The 8,759-nt window shown below is 68.5% G+C and carries 5 protein-coding genes and 2 pseudogenes; 2 read left to right on the top strand and 5 right to left on the bottom strand.

What is annotated here, in order from left to right; translation table 11 throughout:
• Positions 1 to 102: 102 nt before the first annotated feature.
• Entirely contained in the window at positions 103 to 999 is an 897-nt protein-coding gene (locus GMA12_RS17980) for an ATP-grasp fold amidoligase family protein (protein ID WP_156270858.1), read from the bottom strand.
• Positions 1,000 to 1,245: 246 nt separating this feature from the next.
• Positions 1,246 to 2,051, bottom strand: a pseudogene (locus GMA12_RS17975) (IS5 family transposase).
• A 288-nt stretch (positions 2,052 to 2,339) separates the two neighbouring features.
• On the opposite strand from GMA12_RS17975, the gene GMA12_RS17970 reads away from it, so the two are divergent.
• On the top strand, positions 2,340 to 2,561 hold the full coding sequence (locus tag GMA12_RS17970) for a hypothetical protein (RefSeq protein ID WP_156270857.1): 222 nt from the start codon (positions 2,340 to 2,342) through the stop codon (positions 2,559 to 2,561).
• A 120-nt stretch (positions 2,562 to 2,681) separates the two neighbouring features.
• Here the strand turns inward: GMA12_RS17970 and nhaA are convergent, their stop codons facing one another.
• Together nhaA and GMA12_RS17960 are read right to left on the bottom strand one after the other, a co-directional pair.
• Entirely contained in the window at positions 2,682 to 3,974 is a 1,293-nt protein-coding gene (nhaA, locus tag GMA12_RS17965; protein WP_162460042.1) for a Na+/H+ antiporter NhaA, read from the bottom strand.
• 106 nt (positions 3,975 to 4,080) lie between these two features.
• Positions 4,081 to 4,578: a DUF2505 domain-containing protein gene (locus GMA12_RS17960; protein WP_156270856.1), complete on the bottom strand. Its 498-nt coding sequence runs from the start codon at positions 4,576 to 4,578 to the stop codon at positions 4,081 to 4,083.
• A 177-nt stretch (positions 4,579 to 4,755) separates the two neighbouring features.
• On the opposite strand from GMA12_RS17960, the gene mfd reads away from it, so the two are divergent.
• The gene (gene mfd, locus GMA12_RS17955; protein ID WP_156270855.1) at positions 4,756 to 8,478 is read left to right on the top strand and encodes a transcription-repair coupling factor; all 3,723 of its coding nucleotides are present in this window, start codon (positions 4,756 to 4,758) and stop codon (positions 8,476 to 8,478) included.
• 89 nt (positions 8,479 to 8,567) lie between these two features.
• Here mfd and GMA12_RS18380 read toward each other — a convergent pair.
• A pseudogene (locus GMA12_RS18380) lies at positions 8,568 to 8,759 on the bottom strand (hypothetical protein); the annotation flags it as partial.

Below are 8,759 nucleotides of genomic sequence, written 5' to 3'. Positions count from 1 at the left end.
CTGCTCGACGACGCCGCCGACGCGGTCGAGCACCTGGTCGACCACGGACTGCTGGAGGCGCAGCAGAAGTTCCACGCCAGAACTTGATATGCCCGGGAATTTTCACAAAGTGGGCAAAGTCCAGTATGACCCGAGGAACTCGTCGAAAGATCTCGGTCGAAAGCGCTGCGTACCCCCACCTTCGTACGGTGTGATTTCGCCGAACCATACGTCGTCGCCGGTGTCGTAGAGATCAACTCGGAGATAGTCGTAGCCATCCGCAATTCGCTCGGCGACCTCCACCATGCGACCGAAGTTCTTCGGTCGTGTCACGATGTCCGACTCGCGAAGTACTTCCGAGGCGTCTTGTGCGGCAACCGCATTGAAGTTCCTGTCGAACAAGTAACCGCGCAAGTCGTCGAACCTACCCAGATGCACGATCAGGAGCTGCACTTTGCCATCGAACACCTCAAACTTGTAGTCCAGGGGAGGACTTCCTGGAGCCCCGACAAGTTCCTCCACGAGGAGGACAGGATCCGCCTGGCTGTATGCCCACTCCCCACCGTCACGCCACTTGACCTCATCGACCCAACCTCGTGTCTCAACGCGAAGACGGTCAATATTCGCCGGGCCGTGGCCGAAGTGGACAAGTCCACTGCGGTGATTGGGCTTTAGCACCCAGTGATCCGGCAGGGACGTTTCGGCGAGCTCTCCTACATCGCGCCCCGACCAGAGGACCCGAGGAACACGTACTAGACCGCTGGCCCGTTGCTCCGCCAACGACTTCATGGCGATCTTGTCGCAACTCATAGCCAGCAGATCGCGGCGATCGAACAACATCCGCCAGGAGATCTTCTCGTTGAAGGTTCGAGGATTCCTGAGATTCGGGACTCTTCGGAGATGGACGGCGTAAGCGAAATACCTTTGCGGAATAGGCGGTAGGCGTCTTTCGATCCCGTGATAAACTGCGGCTCCGCACTGTCTGGCGAGCGCCCTCGGTTTTCGTTGCTTTCCTGTCATTGCGAAAACTTTCGTGCTCGGCGGCAATTTCGGCTGTCATGTAGTTGCGCATGCAACGTCCCAAGACTCATGTTCCCCACCACCCCCCCGGAGCTCGGTGCGTACGCGTGCCAGGACTCCTCATGGGAGCCTTCGTACGGTTACCCGACTTTAATGAGAGCCACTCGGGCAAGGGAACATGTTTCGTTAGATTGCGAAATCACCAGCGGCCAGAGCTGAGCTGTAATGTTCGGTCGCGGTTACCCCTCAGAACTCGTTCCGCAATGCGCCGAGTTGTCGGTGACAGATCAGCACGCAGGCCACCTGCACCAGTCCGAGATGGAGATCGACCCGGCGTTCTAAACGGGTACGCAGCCGCTTGCAGCCTTGGAGCCAGGCGAATCCACGCTCGACCACTCATGTGCTGAACCTGCCTAGAGCCGTGGACGACTACGTTCCGGGCGATGCGCGGGGTAATTCCCCGGGCGCGCAGTGATCGCCGGTACTCGTCGTGGTCGTAGCCGCGCTCGGCGAATAGCTCCCGCGGCTTACAGCGGGGTCGGCCAAGAAGTCCGCGGATCGGCAGGATCGCGTCCACCAGCGACAGCAGGTGGGTGACGTCGTTGCGGTTCCCTCCAGTCAGGCTGGCCTGCAGCGGGATGCCGTGGGTGTCGACGATCAGGTGATACTTGGAGTCGGGCCGACCGAGATCGACGGGCCGGGTCCGATGTGGTTTCCTCTCGAGGGCTCGCTCGTCTGAGCCGTCCACCGCGGACCGGTCCAGGTCCAGCGCCTCGCCCGCGCGCGACTCGACCAGCAGCATCTCATGTACCGCTTTGGACAGACCCCGGCCTCGGTCCAGTCCCTCATGCGCCACCAGCAGCTTACTCCGGAGACATCCAGCAGATCCTGCGGCAGCTGGTTCCAATCTTGAGCACGAACACGATTCCAACCGGAGTGGCCCGTTCATTGGCCGGCTTGCGTGCCAGGTGCTTGTAGCGCCGGGGTGATCGTGGTGGCAACAACGGTTCGACTCGCACCCACAGGGAGTCCGGCACGAGACTCGTCATCATGCACACCAGGCTCGTCGGGAGCTTGTCCCCACTCAAGAGCTACGGCAAACGCACTCTGAAACGACCTCTTAGACCCGCTGGACTCCGCACCCGCCATTTCGCGTCTCGGTGTAGCCGGCCGCAAACGCATACTTGAAATTGCCCGGCCGGAACCCAATTGGCGTTGTTCGGGAGCGTCCAACACGTCGCTCTCCGTGCGCGGGTGGGTAATTCCTTGCACGGGCGTTGCGCACGGTCAGCCGGGAGTCGCCGATTAGAGTTGCAGCCCGTCGTCGAGGGCTTGGGGACATGTCCCTGGTGCGCTTCGCCCGCTGCAAAGAGCTCAACGACGACGCCGCCGTGACCACCCTTGCCGAGGCCGCCGACGCTCGGGTGGACATGATGACCCGGCGCGGGGCATTCGCCGTGCGCGGCGCGATCATCGACGTGTTCTCCCCGGTCGAGGATCACCCGGTGCGGATCGAGTTCTTCGGCGATGAGGTGGACGAGCTGCGCTGGTTCGCAGGCTGAGGTGGGTAATTCAGCAGTCGAGGGCAAAAGCGAACCCTCTAAAATGCCCAAGAACCGTCAATACGCGCAGCAATCTGCCATCCAGCGCCTGCGGAGGTTGTGCGCCTAGCAGGCTAACGGTTACACCGCGTCCATCTTGTCGACCTCCACCCCCTGGGCGCGCAGCTTCTTGTAGTGGGCGTTGCGGACTGTCAGCAGCGTGCCGCCGAGCACCGCGGCGATCGCCGAGCCGGTGAGGATGCCGACTTTGGCATGCTCGTTGTGGGGGCTGCCGATGCCGAAGCTCAGCTCCGCCACCAGCAGGGAGACGGTGAAGCCGATGCCGGCGACCATGGCCAGGCCGCCGAGGTCCAGCCAGGTGTAGTCGTCGTCCTTCGTGGCGGGGGTGAAGCGGTCCATGAGCCAGGAGGCGCTGAAGATGCCGATCAGCTTGCCGAAGACCAGGCCCAGGATGATGCCGATGGCCACGGGGTCGGTGAGGGACCGGGTCACGCCCTCCACGCCGCCCACGGCCACGCCGGCGGCGAAGAACGCGAACACCGGGATGGCCAGGCCGTTGGAGAGCGGCCGGAAGCGGTGCTCCAGGGCCGGGGCCAGGCCGAGCTCGGGCTCCTCCTGGCGGATCACCCGCGGGGTGACCTTCTTGACCGGGACCGCGAAGCCCAGCAGCACGCCGGCGATGGTGGCGTGGATGCCGGCCTCGAGCACGAACAGCCAGGTGACGATGCCGATGGGCAGCAGGATGACCCAGGCGGCCCAGTGGTGCTGCATGAAGAAGTCGGGGAACTTCTGGGCCAGGAAGGTGTACAGCCCCAGCGGGACGAGCGCCAGCAGCAGGTACAGGGTGCTGAGGTCGTCGGTGTAGACGAACGCGATGATGACGATGGCGATCAGGTCGTCCACCACGGCCAGCGTCAGCAGGAAGGTGCGCATGGCCACGGGCAGGGACGAGCCCACCACGGCGAGCACCGAGACCGCGAAGGCGATGTCGGTGGCAGTGGGGATCGCCCAGCCGTCGATGGTGCTCGGGTCCCCGTTGTTGATCGTGTTGACGGCCACGTAGATCAGCGCCGGCACGATCACGCCGCCGAAGGCCGCGACGATGGGCAGCATGGCCTTGCGGACGTTGCGCAGCTCGCCGTCCACGAACTCGGTCTTGAGCTCCAGGCCGACCAGGAAGAAGAAGATGGCCAGCAGGCCCTCCGAGGCCCATTCGCCCACGGTGTGGTCCAGGCCGGGGAAGTCGATGCCGATGTGGGTGTCCCGCAGCCCGAAGTAGGCATCCGCCAGGGGCGAGTTGGCGATCACGAGCGCCGAGAGCATCGCGATCAGCAGCAGGACACCGCCCACCAGGTCCTTGCGGAGGAAGTTGGCCAGCCCGGGACCGTGCCCGTCCGTCTCGCTCGCGCTCACGGTGGACTCCTGTTCGTCGTCGTCGGAAATCAGGGGTCAGTCTACGGCCGCACCTGGAGCGCGCTGTCCGCGGGACCGCCCGGATGAGTTCGCACCGCGGAGCGGATCAGCGGTTCGCGAGCCAGGCCTCGGCCTCCCGGGACTGCAGGGAGAGGGCCTTGCCGATGAACGGCTCGGCGGCCTCCGCCACCTTCTTGCCCACGAACGGGATGTTCGCCTGGACCACGCAGTGCACGTGCACCTCGGTGGTCTCGCCCTGCGGGGTGAGGGTCTGGGTGGCGCTGCCGGAGACGGGCAGGGCAGCCACGGAGATCTCGGTGCGGACCATGCGCACGCCGTCGGCGTCCGGGGTGGCGTAGCTGTCCACCTGGGTGAGGCGCACCGAGGAGCCCACGAACCTCCGGGCCATCTCGGGCAGGCGGTCCGCGGGCATGGCACGCACGGTGGTCACGGAGAACTCGGCCTGCACGTCCCCCACCACGTCGACGGACTCCAGGGTGGCGCCGGCGCGGTGGGTCACGTGCCGGATGAACTCCTCGTCGGTGAAGGTGACCACGACCTGCTCGACGGGGGCGGGGACGGTGGTGGAGGCGGTGACGGCCATGGGAACTCCTGGGCGGGTTGTTGACAAGGGTGCTGGACCCCATCGTAGGCGGGCCCGCGAGGCCGCGCCCGGGCCGGTGTCCGGGCTCGGGAGTAAGCTGGAGGCCGCGAACGTTGGCTTCCACAGCCCGTGTGCTCTGCCAGCACCTTCCTCAGCGTCCCAGGAGACAGCTCACCCATGACCTTGTCCGGACTGCTCGCCGCCCTCGGGGCGGAGCGCTCCTTCGCCAACCTCCGCACCCAGGCCGCCCTCCCGCCGGGGGAGCGCAGCCCCGAGACCGTGATCAGCGCCCCGGACGGGATGCGCCCGGTGATCACCGCCCAGCTGCGCGGTGCTCTCGACGACGCCCGCGGCGCCGCCGCCGACGACCGGGCCCCGGTGCTGCTGGCCGTCACCGCCACCGGCCGCGAGTCCGAGGACCTCGCCGCGGCCCTGGGCGCCTACCTGCCCACCGCGGGGATCGCGGAGTTCCCGGCCTGGGAGACGCTGCCGCACGAGCGCCTCTCGCCCCGCTCGGACACCGTGGGCCGCCGCCTGGACGTGCTGCGCCGGCTGGCCGGCCACGACCCCGAGCGCCCGGTGCAGGTGCTCACCGCCCCGGTCCGCTCCGTGCTGCAGCCCGTCGTCGAGGGCCTGGGGGAGATGACCCCGGTGCGCTTCGCCCGCGGGGAGGAGCTGGACTTCGACGCCGCCGTCGCCGCCCTGGCCCAGGCCGCCTACGCCCGGGTGGACATGGTCACCCGGCGCGGCGAGTTCGCCGTGCGCGGCGGGATCATCGACGTGTTCTCCCCGGTCGAGGACCACCCGGTGCGCATCGAGTTCTTCGGCGACGAGGTGGACGAGTTGCGCTGGTTCGCCGTGGCCGACCAGCGCACCCTCACCGGCACGGACCACCCCGACCGGCTCGTGGCCCCGCCGTGCCGCGAGGTGCTCATCACCCCGTCCGTGATGTCCCGGGCCGCGAAGCTCAGGAACTCCCTGCCCGGCGCCGAGTCGATGCTCGAGCGGATCGCCGGCGGGATCTACGTGGAGGGCATGGAGTCCCTGGCGCCCCTGCTGGTGGACGGCATGGTTCCCATGCTGTCCCTGCTGCCGCCGGGCTCCCTGGTGGTGGTCATGGAGCCGGAGAAGGTCCGGGCCCGGGCGCACGACCTCGTGGCCACCAACGAGGAGTTCCTCCTGGCCGCCTGGGACTCCGCCTCCGACGGCCTGTCCGCGCCCATCGACATCAGCTCCGCCGAGCACGTCCTGCCCACCGGCGACGACGGCGGCCGTACCCTGTCCTCCGGGTCCTTCCAGACCCTGGCCGAGGCCCGCGCCACCGCCCTCGACGCCGGGCTCGGCTGGTGGGCGGTCACCGCCCTCAACGTCAATGCCGTGGCCGGGCAGGACGTGGACGCGGACACCGCCGCCGAGGACATCGCCCTGCTGGACTCCGACGCCGACACCCTGACCGTGGCCGCCCGCGACCCGCTGGGCTTCCACGGGGACGTCGAGGCCATGCTGGAGTTCCTCAGCGGACGGGTGGCCGACGGCTGGCGCGTCGTCGCCGTCACCGAGGGCCCGGGCCCGCTGGCGCGGATCGCGGAGCTGCTGCACGACGCCGGCATCCCCGCCGCTCGCCGCGAGTCGCTGGAGGAGCCGCCGCAGCCCGGGGTCGTGGAGCTGACCACCGCGGTGGCCGGCAAGGGCTTCGCCCTGGACGGGCCGCGGATCGTGCTGCTCACCGAGGCCGACCTGCTCGGCAAGGCCAGCCCGTACACCACCAAGGACATGCGGAAGCTGCCCGTGCGGCGCAAGCGCAACGCCGTGGACCCGCTCGCGCTGGCCCCGGGGGACTTCGTGGTGCACGAGCAGCACGGCGTGGGCCAGTTCGTGGAGCTCATCCAGCGGCCCATCGCCGGGGCCATGACCAAGCCGGGCCAGCCCAAACCCGTGCGCGAGTACCTGGTGCTGGAGTACGCCGCCTCCAAGCGCAACGGCCCCAAGGACCGGCTGTTCGTGCCCACCGACCAGCTCGACCAGGTCACCAACTACGTGGGCGGGGAGACCCCCACCCTGTCCAAGATGGGCGGGGCGGACTGGAACAAGACCAAGCGCGCGGCCAAGAGGGCCGTCAAGGACATCGCCAACGAGCTCATCCGGCTGTACTCCGCCCGGATGGCCTCCCGCGGCCACGCCTTCGGGGAGGACACCCCCTGGCAGCGCGAGCTGGAGGAGGCGTTCCCCTACATCGAGACCCCCGACCAGCTGACCACCATCGACGAGGTCAAGGCGGATATGCAGCGGGAGGTCCCCATGGACCGGCTGATCTCCGGGGACGTGGGCTACGGCAAGACCGAGATCGCGGTGCGCGCCGCGTTCAAGGCCGTGCAGGACGGCAAGCAGGTGGCGGTGCTCGTGCCCACCACGCTGCTGGCCCAGCAGCACGCCGAGACCTTCACCGAGCGCTTCTCCGGCTTCCCGGTCCGCCTGGCCGCCCTCTCCCGGTTCCAGACCGCCAAGGAGACGAAGGAGACGCTCGCCGGGCTCAAGGACGGCTCGGTCGACGTGGTCATCGGCACCCACCGGCTGCTGTCCAAGGAGGTCCAGTTCAAGGACCTGGGCCTGGTGGTCATCGACGAGGAGCAGCGCTTCGGGGTGGAGCACAAAGAGAAGCTCAAGGCGATGCGCACCAACGTGGACGTCCTGGCGATGTCCGCGACCCCCATCCCGCGCACCCTGGAGATGTCGCTGACCGGGATCCGGGAGACCTCCACCCTGGCCACCCCGCCGGAGGAGCGCCACCCGGTGCTCACCTACGTGGGCGCCTACACGGACAAGCAGGTCTCCGCGGCGGTGCGCCGCGAGCTCATGCGCGAGGGCCAGGTCTTCTACATCCACAACCGGGTGTCCTCGATCGAGCGCAAGGCCAAGGAGATCGCCGAGCTCGTGCCCGAGGCGCGGATCGCGGTGGCCCACGGGCAGATGTCCGAGTCCCGGCTGGAGCAGATCATCGTGGACTTCTGGGAGAAGAAGTTCGACGTCCTGGTCTGCACCACCATCGTGGAGACCGGCCTGGACATCGCCAACGCCAACACCCTCATCGTCGATGGCGCCGACCGCTACGGCCTCTCCCAGCTGCACCAGCTGCGCGGGCGCGTGGGCCGCGGCCGCGAGCGGGCCTACGCCTACTTCCTCTACCAGGCCGAGAAGCCGCTCTCCGAGACGGCGCTGGAGCGGCTCAAGGCCGTCGCCGCGCACAACGAGCTCGGCGCCGGCATGCAGCTGGCCGTCAAGGACCTCGAGATCCGCGGCGCCGGCAACCTGCTCGGCGGGGAGCAGTCCGGGCACATCGCCGGGGTGGGCTTCGACATGTACCTGCGGCTCGTGGGGGAGGCCGTCGCCGAGTACCGCGGCGAGGAGGACGAGCGGCCCACCGAGATGAAGATCGAGCTGCCGGTCAACGCCTACCTGCCGCACGAGTACGTCCCCGGGGAGCGGCTGCGCCTGGAGGCCTACCGCAACCTCGCCAACGCGGCCACGGAGGAGGCGATCCAGGAGGTCGCCGACGAGCTCGTGGACCGATACGGCGAGGTCCCCGAGCCGGTGCAGAACCTGCTGGACGTCGCCCGCTTCCGGGTGACCGCCCGGGCGGCCGGGCTCACCGACGTCGCCGCCCAGGGCAACATGGTCCGCTTCGCCCCGGCCGACCTGCCCGAGTCGCGGCAGATGCGCCTGACCCGCCTCTACCCCGGGGCGCAGGTGAAGGCCGTGCCCGGCACGGACACCGCCCAGGTGCTGATCCCCAAGCCGAAGACCGCCCGGATCGGCGGCAAGGACCTGGTGGACCGCGAGATCCTCGAGTGGGCGCGCGGCGTGGTCGAGGCGGTCTTCGCCAAGGAGCCCGCCACCGCCTGAGCGGGTCCGCCCCGCCTCTCTCCCGCAGAACGACCTCGGCCCCCTCCCGTGCGGGAGGGGGCCGAGGTCGTTCTGCGGGGTGGGAGTCTCTACTCGACGGCCTTGCCGTACTTGTCGCCGTGGTGGGCGGCCGCGGTGCGGGCGTCGCGCTCGCGGATGTCCCGGGGGCCCTGGGCGAACTCGGCGGCGGTGGGCTGCTCGCCTGGGACCTCGGTGGTCGGGGGGACGTCCATGAGGATGGTGCGCCCGCCGTAGGACTTCTTGGCGGTGCTGTTCTGCAG

The sequence above is a fragment of the Kocuria sediminis genome (assembly GCF_009735315.1).
Lineage (GTDB): Bacteria > Actinomycetota > Actinomycetes > Actinomycetales > Micrococcaceae > Kocuria > Kocuria turfanensis.
The sequence above is the reverse complement of the archived record's forward strand: the minus strand, read 5'-3'. Positions and strand labels throughout refer to the sequence as shown.

Excerpts from the sequence above, each read along its gene's own strand:
- GMA12_RS17980 (WP_156270858.1), bottom strand. The coding sequence starts at position 999 with ATGACAGGAAAGCAACGAAAACCGAGGGCGCTCGCCAGACAGTGCGGA.
- GMA12_RS17960 (WP_156270856.1), bottom strand. The coding sequence starts at position 4,578 with ATGGCCGTCACCGCCTCCACCACCGTCCCCGCCCCCGTCGAGCAGGTC.
- GMA12_RS17970 (WP_156270857.1), top strand. The coding sequence starts at position 2,340 with ATGTCCCTGGTGCGCTTCGCCCGCTGCAAAGAGCTCAACGACGACGCC.
- mfd (WP_156270855.1), top strand. The coding sequence starts at position 4,756 with ATGACCTTGTCCGGACTGCTCGCCGCCCTCGGGGCGGAGCGCTCCTTC.